Annotated in this window: 15 protein-coding genes and 1 tRNA gene; 9 read left to right on the top strand and 7 right to left on the bottom strand. The window is 32.6% G+C overall.

The genetic code is table 11. The features are described 5' to 3' along the window. Position 1: 1 nt before the first annotated feature. The 4 genes from CIGNP91_RS07410 to CIGNP91_RS07395 form a co-directional block, all read right to left on the bottom strand. Positions 2-334, bottom strand: a complete 333-nt coding sequence (locus CIGNP91_RS07410) for a hypothetical protein (RefSeq protein ID WP_086253790.1) — start codon at positions 332-334, stop codon at positions 2-4. Between the two features lie 18 nt (positions 335-352). Then, positions 353-1,357, bottom strand: coding sequence for a hypothetical protein (locus CIGNP91_RS07405; RefSeq protein ID WP_086253789.1), 1,005 nt, complete (start codon positions 1,355-1,357; stop codon positions 353-355). A gap of 59 nt (positions 1,358-1,416) precedes the next feature. Next, positions 1,417-2,601 carry a hypothetical protein gene (locus CIGNP91_RS07400; RefSeq protein ID WP_086253788.1) on the bottom strand — a complete coding sequence of 395 codons (1,185 nt, stop codon included), beginning with the start codon at positions 2,599-2,601 and terminating at the stop codon, positions 1,417-1,419. A 1,354-nt stretch (positions 2,602-3,955) separates the two neighbouring features. Next, positions 3,956-4,237: a hypothetical protein gene (locus CIGNP91_RS07395; RefSeq protein WP_086244452.1), complete on the bottom strand. Its 282-nt coding sequence runs from the start codon at positions 4,235-4,237 to the stop codon at positions 3,956-3,958. 1,048 nt (positions 4,238-5,285) lie between these two features. On the opposite strand from CIGNP91_RS07395, the gene gyrA reads away from it, so the two are divergent. From gyrA to CIGNP91_RS07350, 9 genes are all read left to right on the top strand, one after another. Continuing rightward, complete coding sequence (gene gyrA / locus CIGNP91_RS07390; protein WP_086253787.1) at positions 5,286-7,979, top strand: DNA gyrase subunit A; 2,694 nt, start codon at positions 5,286-5,288, stop codon at positions 7,977-7,979. Positions 7,980-8,025: 46 nt separating this feature from the next. After that, entirely contained in the window at positions 8,026-8,514 is a 489-nt protein-coding gene (locus CIGNP91_RS07385; protein ID WP_086225565.1) for an LPP20 family lipoprotein, read from the top strand. Then, positions 8,490-8,882, top strand: coding sequence for a hypothetical protein (locus CIGNP91_RS07380; protein WP_086253786.1), 393 nt, complete (start codon positions 8,490-8,492; stop codon positions 8,880-8,882). The genes CIGNP91_RS07385 and CIGNP91_RS07380 overlap by 25 nt, the downstream gene beginning before the upstream one ends. 3 nt (positions 8,883-8,885) lie before the next feature. Next, entirely contained in the window at positions 8,886-10,034 is a 1,149-nt protein-coding gene (locus CIGNP91_RS07375; RefSeq protein ID WP_086253785.1) for a sigma-54-dependent transcriptional regulator, read from the top strand. A 75-nt stretch (positions 10,035-10,109) separates the two neighbouring features. Beyond that, positions 10,110-11,144 carry an aspartate-semialdehyde dehydrogenase gene (locus CIGNP91_RS07370; RefSeq protein WP_086225568.1) on the top strand — a complete coding sequence of 345 codons (1,035 nt, stop codon included), beginning with the start codon at positions 10,110-10,112 and terminating at the stop codon, positions 11,142-11,144. Further along, positions 11,137-11,664: a YqhA family protein gene (locus CIGNP91_RS07365; RefSeq protein ID WP_086225569.1), complete on the top strand. Its 528-nt coding sequence runs from the start codon at positions 11,137-11,139 to the stop codon at positions 11,662-11,664. Before CIGNP91_RS07370 ends, CIGNP91_RS07365 begins: the two co-directional genes overlap by 8 nt. Positions 11,665-11,679: 15 nt before the next feature. Then, complete coding sequence (gene hemE / locus CIGNP91_RS07360; protein WP_086229826.1) at positions 11,680-12,711, top strand: uroporphyrinogen decarboxylase; 1,032 nt, start codon at positions 11,680-11,682, stop codon at positions 12,709-12,711. Next, a complete protein-coding gene (locus CIGNP91_RS07355; protein WP_086234987.1) occupies positions 12,711-13,619 on the top strand; it encodes a radical SAM protein in 909 nt (302 codons plus the stop codon). The genes hemE and CIGNP91_RS07355 overlap by 1 nt, the downstream gene beginning before the upstream one ends. Positions 13,620-13,698: 79 nt before the next feature. Beyond that, a tRNA-Asn gene (locus CIGNP91_RS07350) sits at positions 13,699-13,773 on the top strand. Between the two features lie 409 nt (positions 13,774-14,182). Here the strand turns inward: CIGNP91_RS07350 and CIGNP91_RS07345 are convergent. From CIGNP91_RS07345 to CIGNP91_RS07335, 3 genes are all read right to left on the bottom strand, one after another. Then, a complete protein-coding gene (locus CIGNP91_RS07345; RefSeq protein ID WP_141031563.1) occupies positions 14,183-14,374 on the bottom strand; it encodes a hypothetical protein in 192 nt (63 codons plus the stop codon). A 320-nt stretch (positions 14,375-14,694) separates the two neighbouring features. Next, positions 14,695-16,404 carry a sensor histidine kinase gene (locus CIGNP91_RS07340; RefSeq protein WP_086253784.1) on the bottom strand — a complete coding sequence of 570 codons (1,710 nt, stop codon included), beginning with the start codon at positions 16,402-16,404 and terminating at the stop codon, positions 14,695-14,697. A gap of 1 nt (position 16,405) precedes the next feature. Further along, positions 16,406-17,077, bottom strand: a complete 672-nt coding sequence (locus CIGNP91_RS07335) for a response regulator transcription factor (protein WP_086226859.1) — start codon at positions 17,075-17,077, stop codon at positions 16,406-16,408. Positions 17,078-17,094 lie beyond the last annotated feature (17 nt).

The raw sequence follows: 17,094 nt of genomic DNA, 5'->3' as shown, positions 1-17,094 counted from the left end.
CTTATCCTTTAGTATTATTTTTGTTACATTTAGAGCATAAGCATAGCTCTATATTGCCTTGTTTTTCTAATACTTCCTTAACTTCTGCTTCACTAAGTGGATATAGTTTTGCTCCACATTCTTTACAAATGCGTTTATACTTATATTTAGTAACCGCCCCCAAAAAGCCTTTAACCCCACCTACTTCATTATAAAAATCTGTAGCTATCTTAAAGGCTTCAAATAAAAATGCTACAAATATAAATACTATTCCACAAAGTGCCCAAAAGGGGCTAAAAGCCCACTTAATTTTTTGCCTAGTTTTTATTACTTTTAATACTTCTGCTGCTCTCATTATATTCCTTATGCTATCTTAAAAATCAATACACTGCTTCATATCATATATAGCATCTTTAAAACCATTGATATAAGCTATATACCACGGTTCAGCTCCCTTTAGGTTTTCTTTAGATAGTTCAGCTTTGGATATTTCATAACCTTGCTCCATAGCTGTATTATATCCTTCGATATACCATTGCTCCAGTTCTTCGGTATCATCATCATCATAGTTATAAATATCATCAACACCATAGTTATATGTATCATCACCATAATAATACAATTCACTCTGATATAGCCCACCATAAATCATAGAATTCTCTATCAAAAATGGCTTAGATGATAGCTCATCAACCATAGATTTTAAAACTGCTAAGGTTCTATTCATCGCCGTTATATTAATAGTTTCCTTTAGAGTATGTTCATTATAATAGCCCACACTTAGATTAACACACGCCAAGCCCTTATCACTCAAAGATGATAAATTACTAGCATCGGTAAAGCTCCCCCTTGCCTTAAAATAACCATTACTTTCGAATAAAGCTATCAATTCACTATTATTATAACCATATAAGGCTAACTCATCACACCCCCTTCGGTCTAGCCCTATAAAAGCCGTAACGCCGTCTAAATTGTTTATTAAAGGGCTAGCTATACCACTACCCACACCCCCTATCTCTTCATCATAGAAAAACCCAAACCCATAGGGCGTTTTATCCTTTATCAAAGATAGTGCTATATAAACACCACACCTATCATCACCCCCTAAGCAATTACAAGGGCTATCACTAGCTAAGGATATGTAGTCCCCTTTTATATTAAGCTTAGGTAATTCTTTGGATTTATGGTCATTTATAGTATCTAAATGAGCACAAATCAAGGGATACTTTCGGTTTCCTTTAGGCGTTACTAAGATACCAGCCTTATCAATATATTTAATATTATAATATTCTTTCGCCTTAATTCTATCTAAATAATTTAATATATATTTAGCTAATTCACTTTGATTAATATTCAATAATTTTATAAATTCATTCATTTTATTATCCTTTTTCATTTCTTAACATTTAATTAAAAGGGGCTATGCCCCCTTATATTTTAAGCTCTATATCTTCTCACACTATCAAGAAAATAAACTTTGTCATCAATTTCTACTAATTCCACTCCGCTGCCTGTATATGTATAATCATAGTCATAACATTCATCAACGGTATTAACGGCTATTAAATCTCCATCATCTAATAAATAACCCTCGTGATATTCACTATATATACAGTTATCCATATGAGCGGTACCATCATAGTTGATAGGTTCCACGGCATTATCCCTACTAATGTAGCATTCGTTGTAATCGTCCCAAACTTCATCATCATCATCAACACCCCACACATAACCCCTGGTATCCAACAATACTTTTTCAATATCATCACACCACTCGCAAGCATCAGGGGATAATCTGTTCGGCCAATAAAAACTACAAAGGATACCTTCATCGCTATTATAATGACTAAAGGTATCTAAAAATGGGGCTTTCCTGTCTTCAATGCTTTCATCCAATGCTTCTTTTATATTCGGTGGCAAGTGTAGGGTAAATTCCCTATATCCAAAAGGAGTATCCCCATTACCTTCTTGTTCCCACATAGATACAACGCCTAATTTTTTTAGCTCGTTTTTAAGGGCTATTTTATATTTACCTTCATTATAATAGAGCCTATCGGCTATAGCATTGTTTATAGGCTCCCCATTGTGTTTAATATTCTCTTTATCCCACACAAGGCACCGCCCCACAATCTCGCCCTTATTGTTCCTTAATATTAACATTTTTGCGATATTATCACACCATTTAAAAAATTCCCCTTTTCCTTTTTGACAAGAGTAGGGTAAATTCTCTAAATTATAGCCTAAGCTAGGTTTAAGCCATTCAATGCTATACTTTTCTTTTAATATATCTTGAGCGGCTCTTAAGTTTCCCCTAAACTCTTGAGAGCCTTCCGAAGTCTCTAAGATTTCATTAAACATTTCTTGTTTTATTACCCTTTGTCTAATATTTCCCATTTTGTCTAAATATATAACAATCGGCGTGCCTTTGTCGTCTAAGCTGTAGCAAGGATACCCAGCTTTGTGGTTAGCTACTAAAGCCCATTTACCCTGTATTATATCATATAAGGCTACATAAAAATAACCGCCCCTTTTACCTGAAACTCTCTGTTTTTTGCTTGTCAATTCACTAAACAGCCTACCACTTTCTACAAAGCGTTCCTTAAACTTATTTAAGGTTTCCATCTTTTTTCCTTTTCTTTTTTAATTTATGTTATTATACCAAAAAATCTAACTAAAGTCAAGGTTTTTTAGTAACTTTTTTTAAAAAGTTTTGAAAACTTTTAAAAGCCCCTTTTTTAGGGTTTCTTTTAAAACTTCTCTTTTCTTTTTAATTGGTATAATTATAGCATAAAATTGGAGTAATGTCAAGCATTTTTAGTAAAAAAATCAAAAAATATAGCAAAAAATTAGCGGTATGTTCTAAAATCGTTTATTTTATCCGATGATTTAGCCCATTTTAAGGGCGTTTAAGGCGTGTTGAGTATGTTCCGAAGTAATTTAAAGGGATATTTTTAAAGGCTTTTAGCATAATCTTAAGGGGCTTTTAGGTTTTAAGAATTAGCCCTTAATTATTTTTAAGATTGGCCTAAGTTTTTCCTAAGGTTTCTTTAAGATTTCCAAAGGGGCAAGGGGGGGGGCGCTCGCCGATTGAGCGTTTATTAAGTGTTTCAAATATTTTTTCCAATTTTTTACACCCCTTAGGAAATCCCAAAATACCTCAAAATATCCCAAAATAAGAAGAAGTAATGTGTAAGAATAAAATTCAGGTGGGTAAAGCTCCCACCCTTATGGTGAAGTTCTACGGCAACTTCTGACCACCTCTTTCTACCAGTGGTAGTTGAGCTAATGGGTGAAAAGTATCACCCTAAAGAACCCCAGCTGGGCGACCTACAAAGCATATAAAGCTTCGAGCCAATTAGCAGTTTGTAATTGGTAAAAATAGTCCAAACCTTTTTCAAGGTTCGGTTAATATCCGTAGATACTAAGTGGAAACTGCCACCCCCTTTGCAGATAAAATTCTCAGAGCTGTGGGTGGTCTCGTGTAATAATTTAGATAGCCCTAAATGGCTCATAAATCGCTAAAGACACTTTAGGCTATACTAGGGTATCCCTTAGCTATCCAAAGGCTTTTATAGGCTATCTAGAGAGTGTATTATATATTCTCTTTTATAAATTAATATATAAATCAAGAAAGGGATATCCCATAGATAGACTAGAGTATCTCTAAGATATTCTTAAGGACACCCTAGACTAAACCTAAGATACCCTAAAGGATACCCTAGACTAATCTCTAGGTATCTTATAGTATATTTTATAGTTTATTCTATAGTATATTTTATAGTATATCTTCCCTTTCCCTTCCCCCATATGGGACACCCCCATAAATAGGGCATTTGAAGGGTATGATTTTTAGTTATAAAATCAGTGTTTAATATACTAAAAAATAGACTATATTAAATAAGTTCATAAATAGCCTTTAAATCCATTTTAACCCTTTAGGCATACCTAGATATACCCTAAGGGTTCTTTAGCAATTTTAGAGCTCTTTAAGGCTTGTTAAAAGCTTATTCTCTATTCCTAACAACTCTTCTCTAACTCTAAATAGTTCATTACGAATAGAACAGTATAAATCTACTATATCTTTCTCATCATTTTCATCACCTATAAATCTAGGTTCGTTAATACCTTCCCAGTCTTTAATACACATATCAAACATAAGCGTTAGTTTCTTGTATCTATTGTGTAACCTTTCCTTTGTATCTCTTAGTCTTTTAACCTTAGGGTCTAATGGGATAACCTTTCCATTTACTATTTTCATAAATATCTCCTTTGTGTTGATTTATAATTATTATATCACAGATAGGTTTAAAAGTAAATAAGCTCATAAATAGCCTTTAAATCCATTTTAACCCCTTAGGTATATCTAGGTATAGCCTAAAGGGTATTTAGCTATTTTATGGCTATTCTATGGCTTCTATGAGCCTATATAACTTTAGCGTATCTCTTTTTATTTGAGTACTTAGCTCCAGTTATATCTTTCATATACTCATTTAAGAGTTCTTCATCTACACGACGCTGGTAATCCTCTCTCGCAACCAATAATACTTTTTATATAATTCATCTTATTTTGTATAAATCTATTTAAATCTCAATATTGTAATTTTGATACGATTAATGTAAAATAATTTTTAGTATTTTAAGGAGTATTGTTACTCTTAGGAGTATTTTACATTAATCAAGGATATAAAATGAGCAGAGCATCAAATACAAATTTACAAGATAAAGACATAAGAAAATTACAAATATTAGACTAAAAGATATAGTAGAATAGTTAGTAAATTATATACTTAGCATTTATGCCATTTGAGCTACTATTTACAACTCTAATAATATAATCAACAGTAGTTTTTCCTACACCCACCGCCTTTTTCGTTGATAATTGCAATAGTCATTTTATCTCTTTGATATAATAATTATTATATAAATATATATATTGATTATATTCCTTAGCATTATGGCGCAAATTAAACCCTAGTGTTTCATTATCTTTTTAACTATAGTCACTTTGGGATTAGCTTAGATCAGTTATTTTGCAATTTAAATAATTATCCTTGTCAAATCCTTAACTTTACCACTAGCTATAATGGATCAAAGCTCTCTATTTTAATCATAGTAGAATACCTTTTAACTGCTCTGATAATGGTCTATATACTAAAAATTGACAAAAAACCATCAAGCATAGTCTTGACTTCACCGCTCTTATTATCTACTTTATAAAGTGTGATTTAAATAAAATAATTCCATACTTTTTAGCTAATATTTATTAAATTTGGATAAAATATTGAGCAGATTTTTCAAGGAAAAAGATGGAAGATAATATTTTTAACTCAAATCAAGATGTAACAACCATAGATGTAGAGGACTCGATAAAAGCTAGCTATCTAGACTATTCGATGAGCGTTATTATTGGTAGAGCTTTGCCTGATGCTAGAGATGGTCTAAAGCCAGTACATAGAAGAATCCTATATGCTATGAATGACTTAGGCGTAGGTAGTCGCAGCCCGTATAAAAAGTCTGCTCGTATAGTAGGTGATGTAATAGGTAAGTACCATCCGCATGGCGATACAGCTGTATATGATGCGCTTGTTAGAATGGCACAAAGCTTCTCTATGAGAATTCCAGCCGTAGATGGCCAAGGAAACTTCGGCTCAGTAGATGGTGATAACGCAGCTGCGATGCGTTATACTGAAGCTAGAATGACGGTTTTAGCTGAAGAGTTATTAAAAGATTTAGATAAAGATACTGTTGATTTTATTCCAAACTATGATGATAGCATGGTTGAGCCAGATGTACTTCCAGCTAGAGTGCCAAATTTACTCTTAAATGGCTCAAGCGGTATTGCAGTAGGTATGGCAACAAATATTCCGCCACATAGCCTTGATGAGCTTGTAGATGGGCTTTTGGTATTACTTGATGACAAGGATGCCACACTAGAAGATATAATGACTCATATTAAAGGTCCAGACTTTCCAACTGGCGGTATAATATTTGGTAAAAAAGGGATAATAGAAGCTTATCGCACCGGTAGAGGTAGGATTAAGCTGCGAGCCAAAACTCATATAGAAAAAAAGCAAAATAAAGATGTAATAGTAGTAGATGAACTACCATATCAAGTAAATAAAAGCAAACTACACTCTGATATTGCTGAATTAGTAAAAGAGAAGCAAATAGAAGGCATTAGCGAAGTTCGTGATGAGAGCGATAGAGATGGAATTCGTCTTGTTATTGAGCTTAAGCGTGATGCTATGAGCGATATTGTCTTAAATAATCTATTTAAATCAACTCAAATGGAAGTAACATTTGGGGTAATTATGCTAGCTATAAATAATAAAGAACCAAAGATATTTTCACTAATTGAGCTTTTAAGACTATTCTTAAACCATAGAAAAACAGTAATTATTAGAAGAACTATATTTGATTTACAAAAAGCTAGAGCTAGAGCGCACATTTTAGAAGGGCTTAAAATTGCTTTAGATGATATAGATGATGTAATAGCTCTAATCAAAACAAGTGCCGATACAACAAACGCTAGAGATGGGTTAATGAATAAATTTGGCCTAAGCGAGCTGCAAAGTAATGCAATATTGGATATGAGATTAAGCAAACTCACTGGATTAGAGCGTGAAAAACTAGAGGCTGAGCTAAAAGAGATCTTAGAATTAATTAATAAGCTTGATGCGATCTTAAAAAGCGAGGAACTAATTGAAGCCATTATAAAAGATGAGCTTTTAGAGGTCAAATCTAAATTTAAATGTCCAAGAATTACTGAAATTATCGATGATTATGACGATATTGATGTAGAAGACCTAATCCCTAATGAAAATATGGTAGTAACCATCACTCATAGGGGCTATATCAAGCGAGTCCCTAGTAAAAGTTATGAAAAACAAAAACGTGGCGGTAAAGGCAAAGTCGCAGTAACTACATATGATGATGATTTTATAGAGAGTTTCTTTACTTGTATGAGTCATGATACGCTGATGTTTGTAACTGATCGTGGGCAACTATATTGGCTAAAAGTATATAAAATCCCAGAAGGCAGTCGCACCGCTAAAGGAAAAGCTGTAGTAAATTTAATCAATCTTCAACCAGATGAAAAGATTAAAGCAATTATTCCGACTACTGATTTTTCTAAAAATAAATCTTTAGCATTCTTTACTAAAAATGGTCTTGTAAAAAGAACAAATTTAAGCGAATATCAAAACATCAGAAGTATCGGTGTTAAAGCTATAAATTTAGATGAAAACGATGAATTAGTAACAGTAGTTATAGCCACAAGTGACTATGATGAAAAATTAGTATATGACCCAGATATAATAGTAGAAAATGAGCTTGAAGAGAGTGGATTTGATGCTCTTGAAGAGGTTATTGATAGCGAAATAGAAGCAATATCCGAACTTGAAGAGAGCGAGATAGAACATATTCTTGAAAGTATTGATGAGCTTCCAGAATCTAGTGATGAAAAGATGTTATTTGTCGTAACTAAAAAAGGTATGTGTATTAAATTTCCACTAAGCAAAGTTAGACAAATTGGCCGTGTGGCTCGTGGAGTAACTGCTATCAGATTTAAAGAAAAAGGCGATGAAGTAGTAGGTGCTGTCGTTATAGAGAACGATGCGCAAGAAATTCTAAGCGTTAGCCAAAAAGGTATAGGCAAACGTACAACTGCTGATGAGTATAGACTTCAAAGTCGTGGCGGTAAAGGTGTTATTTGTATGAAACTAACATCAAAAACCAAAGACCTAGTCGGTGTAGTTATGGTAGATGAAAGCATGGATTTAATGGCTCTTACAAGCAGCGGTAAGATGATTAGAGTAGATATGCAAACAATCAGAAAAGCTGGTCGCAACACAAGCGGCGTAATCGTTGTAAATGTCGGTAGTGATGAAGTTGTCAGCATTGCAAGATGCCCTAAAGAAGAGAGCGATGATCAAGATATGGATATCATCGATGATGATTTTATAGCTGAACAAATGGCTAAAATTGAAGAAGTGGAATAATATTTGCTTTATAAAATTTAAATTCAAATTTAAAAGGTTGTAAGGTATGAAAAGAGTTTTATACACACTGGTTGCAGGTTTAGCATTAGCAGGTTGTGCAAATGCATCTGGTTCTAATCAACAACCAGCTGAAGTAATTGTCCAAAAAGTCGATAAAGAGGATATTAGAGAGATCATTCAAAATGAAAAAATGATCCCAGCTATGAATGCTGATAATGAGGTAGCATTTAGTGCTATTGGCGAGGGAATTCCGCCGCTTGATACTGTGAGTCCGGCTCAGGCTCGTGCATTAGCTAAACGTTCAGCAATTACAGATGGTCATAGACAGCTAGCAGCTAAACTTTATGGTGTTAAAATTAATGCTAAAGATACAGTAAAAGATGCAATGTTGCAAAGTTCAGTTATTGAAGGCAGAGTTTTAGGCCTTATCAAAAATGCTTCAGTAATCAACCAAGACTTTAAAGATGGTCTATATAGAGTTGAAATGGAGCTAAAAATAGATAGAGAAAAGTGGCTAGAACTTTTTGCTTATTAATATTTACACTAAATAACCTATTTGGCGGTGATGAGTTTATCTTTTGGGCTAGATTAATTACCGTCAATGGGATACTTAGTAGCGATGAGATCACTATATCTAGATCGATGGTTAAAGGATATAAAAGTAGTCAAATTATATGCTCTATCCCAATCTCAAAACCGACAAATTTAACTGCTTATGAGTATTTAAATTTACACAAAAATGAACTATTTGACTGCTTTGTTTCAGAAGAAGTAAGAATTCTAGATAACTCAACTACATATCCAAACTCAGCTCTTTTTACCACAGAATTAACTATCACCCCTATCCGCTTTATAGTGGAATTTAAGCCCCAAGGTGCTACAATAAGCAAAATTATAAGGTAAATCATGAATGTTGTAATTGTAGAAGATGATATAAATATGCGTAAATCCCTGGAGATCGCTTTAGGTGATTATAATGAGTTTAGTGTAAAATCTTATAAAAGTGCTACTGAAGCACTTAAAAAATTAAGTAATGATACTGATGTCATAGTAACTGATATAAACATGCCTGGAATGGATGGACTAGAGTTTATAAAAGAACTTGGTGGCAAATACGATGTAATTATTATGACAGGAAATGCCACACTAAATAGGGCTATTGAGAGTGTTCGCCTTGGGGTGAAGGATTTTTTGACCAAGCCATTTGATATTGATACTTTAGCTACAGCAATTAAACGAACTAGCGTAATAACTCAAAAAACTAAAACTAAAAAACCAGATACCACCACAGAGATAAAAAGTAGTAATTTTTTAGCCGCTTCTGCAAATTTAGACAAAACTCTAAATATTGCCAAAAAGGCAGCCCAAACCGATGTAAGCGTGATGATAATGGGAGAAAGTGGCGTAGGTAAAGAGCTTTTTAGCAGATATATCCATGAAAATTCAAAGCGAAAAAATTCAGCATTAATGGCTATTAATATGGCTGCAATACCTGAAAATTTACTTGAAAGTGAACTATATGGATATGAAAAGGGTGCTTTTACCGATGCTACAGCAACTAAAAAAGGGCTTTTTGAACTAGCAAATGGTGGAACTCTATTTTTAGATGAGATTGGAGAGATGCCACTAAATTTACAACCTAAGCTTTTGCGTGCGATTCAAGAGCGTGAGATCGTTCGTGTAGGAGCTAGCAAACCAATTAAAATAGATGTAAGAATCGTAAGCGCAACCAATGCGAATTTAGAACAAAAAGTTGCAAATGGTGAGTTTAGAGAGGATCTATTTTATCGTTTAAATACTGTTCCGCTTAAAATCCCACCACTTAGAGAACGCAAAGATGAGATTATAGATATCGCAAATGCTACACTTAAGCGAGTTTGTGTTGAGTATGAATTAGGTCAAAAAGAGTTTAGTCAAGAGGCTATTGATGAGCTTTTAAATTATGATTATCCAGGTAATATTAGGGAGCTTATTAGTATTGTTGAGCGCGCTGCTATACTAAGTGAAGGTAGTAGTATTAGTAAAGAGGATCTGTTTATTTACGCTAAAAAGTAATTTAAATTCAAATTTGACTTATATTAAGCTAAATTTAGATAAAATAGCGACCTAAATTTAAATCTAAGGCGTAGTATGAGAAAGTATAGTATAGCAGTAGTTGGAGCTACTGGAGCTGTAGGCGAAGAGATTTTTCGTGTTTTAGAAGAGATGGATTTTCCAGTTGGTGATGTGTTGCCACTTGCAAGTGCAAAGAGTGTTGGGAAAGAGATTGAATTTAAAGGCAAAAATTATCCAATTGTAGAGCTTACTGATACTGTATTTGACGAGCATGAAGTAGATATTGCATTTTTTAGTGCTGGCGGTAGCATATCGGCTCATTTTGTACCATTTGCAGCAGCAAGCGGAGCAATAGTTATAGATAATACTAGCCATTTTAGAATGGATCCAGAAGTGCCATTAGTAGTGCCTGAGTGCAATCCAGGAGACATTGCTCAATGGCAAAATAAAGGCATAATAGCAAATCCAAACTGCTCTACAATCCAAATGGTGCAAGTGTTAAAGCCTCTTGATGATGCTTTTGGTATCCAAAGAGTAGATGTAAGCACATATCAAGCTACAAGTGGTGCGGGTAAAAAAGGAATGGAAGAGTTGGTTATGCAGATGCAAAAATTCTTTGAATTTAAGCTTGATGAGTGTGAGCCAAGTGCATTTAAACACCAAATAGCACTAAATGTAATTCCACATATTGATGTGTTCTTAGATAATGATTACACAAAAGAAGAGATGAAAATGGTTAAAGAAACCCAAAAAATCCTTCACAAAGATATACAAGTGAGTGCAACTTGTGTGCGTGTACCAGTTCTTAGAAGTCATAGTGAGAGCATAACTATTAAATTTAAAACTCCAATTGATGCACAAAAAGCAACTCAAATTCTAAAAAATGCTCCAAGCGTTGTAGTTCAAGATAGTCCAAAAGATAATCTTTATCCAATGCCAATTCACGCAAGTGATACAAATGAGACATATGTAGGCAGAATCAGAAAAGATAATTATGATGATAGCATACTACATTTATGGTGTGTGGCTGATCAGATTAGAGTTGGTGCAGCGACAAATGCGGTTAGAATCGCACAAAAATGGATAGAGATGCAAGAGCAGAATGGATAATATTAAAAACAAGATAGAAAGGCTATTTGAAGGGCTTTTGTGGAAGTCTAGAATGGTAACCTTACTTCCAGTGATCTTTGGATTGCTAGGAGCTTTTGTGATGTTTATTGTTGCTAGTTATGATATTGTTAAGGTAATAGTTTATGCATGGAATTACCTAATTCTAGGCGACCATAGTGTAGATCTGCATAGCGATGGCGTAGCTCTTATTATTGGGGCTATAGATCTGTATTTGATGGCATTGGTCTTTTTTATCTTTAGTTTTGGGATTTATGAGCTTTTTATTAGTGAGATTGATACAACTAAGAGTTCTAGACAGGCTAGAGTACTTGAAGTGCATAGTTTAGACCAGCTAAAAGATAAGATAGGTAAAGTCATTGTGATGGTTTTAGTGGTTAATTTCTTTCAGCGTGTTTTGCATGCTAAATTTACCACACCTCTTGAGATGGTCTATCTAGCGTTATCGATTTTAGCTCTTTGTTTAGGCTTATATTTCTTGCATAAGAGTTCACATCATTAGGATTAAAGGATATTTATGATTTTTATAGATGCATGTTTAGGCAAAAAAACTCCTTATACTCCAGTTTGGATGATGCGTCAAGCTGGTAGATATCTGCCTGAGTATATGAGAGTTAGAGCTGAGGCTGGGGATTTTTTATCACTTTGTAAGGATTATGAAAAAGCTAGTGAGGTTACACTTCAACCAGTTGATATTTTAGGCGTAGATGCAGCAATTTTATTTAGTGATATATTGGTAGTACCTATGGAGATGGGTATGGAGCTTAAATTTGTAAAAGGCGAAGGCCCGGTATTTCCTAAGCCAATTGCTACAATGGAGGACTTAGATAGACTAAGTAGCGATAAAGCAATTAAAAATCTAAGCTATGTCTATGATACAATTAAATTAACTAGAGATAAGCTAGCCAAAGATAAAGCTTTAATAGGATTTTGTGGTGCTCCATGGACGATTGCTACATATATGATAGAAGGAGGCAGCACAAAAACATATAATATCTGTAAAAAGATGGTATATGATAATCCTCAATTCCTTCATGCTATTCTTCGCAAGGTAACAAATGCTCTTAAGTTATATCTAGCTGAGCAGATAAAATCTGGAGTAAATGCTGTTCAGATTTTTGATAGTTGGGCTGGAGCATTAGAAAAAAGTGCTTATATGGAATTTGGATTTAGCTATATTAATGAGATTGTTGATTATCTAAAAGCAAACTTCCCAGATACTCCTATAATAGTATTTCCTAAAGGAATTAGCGGATTTTTAGATGATATTAGTGGTAATTTTGATGTATTTGGTGTGGATTGGAGTACCCCGCTTGCTAATGCTAAAAAATCTTTAGGTGCTAAATATATTTTACAAGGCAATATGGAGCCTACAAGATTGTATAACAAAGATGCGATTGATGAAGGCGTAGATGAAATTCTATCTATAATGGGCGGCAAAAGACATATATTTAATCTTGGTCATGGTATTTTACCAGATATTCCAGTTGAACACGCTAAATATTTTATCAAATCTGTCCAAGAAAAATCTGCAAAATATGCAAAATAATGGGATATAAATTTATATTTGGTCCAGTGAGTAGCCGCCGCTTTGGCAGCTCTCTTGGAATAGATTTAAGCCCAGATCAAAAAAGCTGTAATTTTGATTGCTTATATTGTGAGTTAAAAAAAGCTAAAACCATCAGAGCTATAAAAAATGAGCCAAATTCCAAAGTTATAATAAATGAGCTTAAAAATGCTCTTAATGAGTTTAAAGATATCGATGTTATCACGCTTACGGCTAATGGCGAGCCGAGCTTATATAGTGATTTATTAAATTTAATTACTCAGATAAATACTCTTAAAACCACGCAAAAATCACTAATTCTTAGCAATGGTAGTGCTGTTTTAAATCCTAATGCTATTGAGGCTCTTTTAAACCTTGATATTGTTAAGTTTAGTCTTGATAGTGCAAATCAAAAGACATTTCGTAAAATTGATAGAAGTATTGATAATATAGATATAAATAAGTTAGTAGAGCTTATGTCACAATTTAGATCTAAATTTAAAGGCGAGCTTATTATGGAGGTTTTGGTTGTAGCTGGATATAATGATAGCGATGATGAGTTTATGGCTTTAAATAGAGCTTTTAAAAAGATTTTACCTAATAGAATAGATATCAGTACTATAGATCGCCCACCAGCTCATAATGTTAGAGGCGTTAGTAGTGAAACATTACACTATTTAGCAACTTTTATAGATGCTGCACCAGTTAGTATAGCCTCTAGAACCCCTTTAAAATCTAAATTTGATTATAGTAAAGATGAGCTTGAAAAGCTTTTAAAACTTCGCCCTCAAAGTTTATATGATATAGAAAACAACTTTACTACAAATGCAAAGATAAATTTAGAAACGCTGATAAATGAAGGCAAGGTTATAGAATGCGATTTAGCTGGGATGAAATTTTATAGAATTTGAAAAAAATTTCTAATTTAAGCTAAATTTAATTGACAAATAGCTAATTATTAGCTATAATTCCAACTCATTTATACAATATTCCGGATTAGCTCAGCGGTAGAGTAGTCGGCTGTTAACCGATTGGTCGCTGGTTCGAATCCAGCATCCGGAGCCACTTATCTCTTGAATATCCATATATTAATCAATTATCAGTTTTTAATAAATATCAATTAACTAATATGTAGCTTTAATTAATTCTATACAATGACTAAACAAGATACACTTTGCTATTTGATAATATTAATTTTTTAGAGTTTATAAATTTTATCTAGATAGGATTTATAAACTCCTTTTAGCAATAAGCTATGCTTCATTTGACTAAAGTATTTAATTTAGATTTTGTATGCAATATTTTCTTTAGCTTTTCGTTCAATACAAAACACTATTCTTCTGTTGTACTCATATTCTTAGAATTTATCATATCTATAGTTTCAATATTTTATGCTCTTTAATTATTAATTGGCTCACTATTTTAATTAAGCTAATATACTAATGATTCATAAATCTAAAAATCAAAGTATATATCAATAACAAAAATTCTCACCAGATGAATAACATTCATAGCTATCTATTGCCTCTTGAATTTTGTTACGAGATTCACTGACTACACACTTTGTATATCTCTCTAAATCTTTAATATAATCTTCTACATCATCTCTACAAGAATTTTTAAATGTTTTAAAAGATGTCGATGAACCAATACATATAGGTTTCATTGGCTCTCTACAATAACTATATAAAGTAGATACTAAAACTAAAGAAACAAAAATATATCTAAACATATTACTTACGCTCCAAAATAAACATATAATAAAATAAAAAATAGATTCTACAATAAAAGAACTTATATAGAAATTACCTCTTAGGCTAAATCAAAAGTTAAAGGATAAGCTAAACATAAGAGTTCTTATTATTTTACATAGTTATAAACTATGCAATAATCTTTTGCATTGCTTTAATTAGCACAGTTTACTTTATTAATATTATTTTTTAACTAATCTAATCGTTTTATTGCTTATATTTACTTAATTTTTATCTATTTTATATCCTTAGCAAATGTGATTATAAACTCACTTCCTATATCTTTTTGGCTTTTTAGTTTTACTTTGGCGTGGTGCATATTTAAAACTGATTTAACTATTGATAGTCCTAATCCTGTGCCACCTACTTTTTTGCTATAACTTTTATCCACGCAATAAAATCTCTCAAATATCCGCTCTTGTGAGCTTGGCTCAATTCCTATGCCACTATCTTTTATGCTAAGCTCTACACAATCTTTTAATTTTTTTATCTTGATTTTGACATATCCGCCTGGGTGATTGTATTTAATAGCGTTATCGCATAGATTGAAAATAGCGTGTTCTAATAGCTCCTTTGAGCCGTGTATATAGGCCTCTTCAAGCTCAAATTTAAACTCAATATCATATTTTTTGGCTACGCTTTTTAAGTTAGAATAGACTTTTAAGAGTAAATTTTTGAGCTCTACTTTGGCAAATGGGATATTCTTAGTGCTAGATTCATCTAAAAATGATAATTTCAAAATATCTTCTATTAGGTGTAATAATCTTTTAGATTCATTATAAATTGTATCTATAAAATGCGGGATATCATCACTTTTTACAAGATTATTTCTAATCATCTCGGCATTTCCCATTATAGAAGTTAGCGGAGTTTTAAGCTCGTGAGTTACATTAGCGCTAAATTCTTTGCTTAAATTTTGGTTTCGCTTAAACTCTGTAATATCGCAAATAACGATAATTAGCCCTTTAAATTTGCCTTTTTGCGAAAAAATCGGCGAAAAGACAATCTCACACTCCACCAAAGTCTCTTGCATAAACACTATCTGCTCTCTTATCTCGCAAGATATCTTGCCATCTTTAAAATCTCTTAAATTTTGTAATAAAAGCTTTAAAAATAGATCATTTTGAATTTGAGATATATTTGTATTTTTAGCCAAATTTGAAAAATATCGCTGAGCACTTGGGTTTATGCTTAGTATCTCGCCGGAGCGATTTATGATGATAAGGCCATCTTTCATACCTTTGGTTAGGGATTGTAGCTCTTGTCTTTTTTGTTTTAAATGTTTAAATTGGCTTTTGATAATTTTGTTTTGTTTTTTGAGAGTTTCAATTAAAATTTTAAGCTCTGGATATGGTAAATTCTCATCTAAATTCTTTAAATCTATATTGTAAATTGGGCGTAAAATTATATGCGTAAGATATTTAGCTAGTAAAAATGAAAATATCAACACCGATATAATCTCAGCAACGATATAAGGTATAAAGCTCATAAATATCGCATATAGATAATCTTGTTCTTTTGAAATTCTTAAAACAAATTCCCCTTTTTCATTAGAGATTTTAAGCCCATAATATAAATTTCGCTTTAAAATTGTATTAGAATAGCGTATATTTGTAGATTCTCCATCTTCTATCGCATCTTTAAACTCGGCTCTATTGCTGTGATTATCCAAATTTAGATTATTGGCAAAATTATCATATATCACAACTCCGTTTTGGTCAATTATGCTAATTCTATAAGTCTCATCTAGGTCTTTTAAGCTTTGTATAGAGCCATTTTGGATAGATGACAAAACCTCACTTTTAATGCTATAAGCATAATTTTTCAATCTATCAAAAAGCTCATTTTTAAGCACAGATTCTATAGAAAATATCAAAAATATATTGATAAATAAAGCTAGTGCTAATGTAGAAAAAATAATGAAATAAAATACCCTTTTTTGCATCCTACTCTCTTACTAACTTATAGCCAACTCCGTGAATTGTCCTAATCATATCTGACATATTGCCAAGCTTTTTTCTTAATGTTTTAATATGCATATCTATCGTTCTACTCTCTTTATCATAGCTATAGCCCCATATCATCTCCAAAAGCATATCACGGCTAAAAACTTGATTTGGATTTTGTAATAAAAACCCAAGTAATTCAAATTCTTTTAAGGTTAATTCCAAAGGCTTGCCATTAACTTTAACAATATGATTTTTATATGAAAACTCCAATCCATTAAAGCTTATATCGCTATTTGGCTCTTCTTTGGCTTTGCGTCTAGAAATCACCCTAATACGAGCCAAAAGCTCCATCACTCCAAAAGGTTTTGCAATATAATCATCAGCACCTAGATCAAGGCCTTTTACCTTATTTATCTCACTATCAAGAGCTGTAAGCATCAAAACACAAATATCTTTATATTTAGCACTATTTTTAAGATCTTTTAAAATCTCAAATCCATCGCCATCTGGAAGCATAACATCAAGCACTAGAATTTGAGGGATTTCATCTTTTAAGGCTTTATAAAAATCCTTAGCTAGACTAAAGCCTTTTACTGGGATATTTTGGGATTTTAAAGCATAGCAAATAAGATCTAAAATCGCCCCTTCATCTTCTAAGACATAGATCACTTAAATTCCTTTAAATT

Origin of the sequence: Campylobacter sp. P091, from assembly GCF_002138935.1 — a bacterium.
In the GTDB taxonomy this organism is placed as follows: Bacteria; Campylobacterota; Campylobacteria; order Campylobacterales; family Campylobacteraceae; genus Campylobacter; species Campylobacter devanensis.
The sequence above is the reverse complement of the archived record's forward strand: the minus strand, read 5'-3'. Positions and strand labels throughout refer to the sequence as shown.